Consider the following 406-nt stretch of genomic DNA (forward strand, 5'->3'; position numbering starts at 1 on the left):
GTGCTGGGTGGCCTGATCGTGCTGGCCAGTGTCGGCGCCATCAGCCTCGAAGGGCGCTGGCGCCGCAAGCCGTTACGGGTTCACGGTGAACACCCGCAGGCGGTGACCGTCGGGGTCCTGGGCGACAAAGGTGTAGCCGAAATCCGCCTCGACCGGTGACTGGATGATGCTCATCCCGAGTTGCACCCAGCGCGTGTGCAAATCGTCGACCGTTGCGATATCAGCGACGCAGAAACCCGCCTCGCTACCGCCAACCGAGGCGTGGGCCGCAGGCTCCACGGTGTGGCGCGACCACAGGCCGAGTTTCACCCCGTTGTCGAGGATGAACAGCGCAAAGGTCGGTCCCAGCTCCACCGGCGGCTTGTCCAGCAGCCGGCTGTAGAGGTTGGCGCTGGTGGCCGGGCTG

1 protein-coding gene is annotated in these 406 nt (G+C 66.7%); it reads right to left on the reverse strand.

Annotated features, from left to right (window positions below):
• Nucleotides 1-72 precede the first annotated feature (72 nt).
• The coding region (locus HX786_RS28530) for a VOC family protein (RefSeq protein ID WP_178912914.1) at nt 73-406 on the reverse strand (334 nt) is incomplete at its 5' end.

The organism is Pseudomonas sp. 21615526, from assembly GCF_013386245.1.
GTDB lineage: Bacteria > Pseudomonadota > Gammaproteobacteria > Pseudomonadales > Pseudomonadaceae > Aquipseudomonas.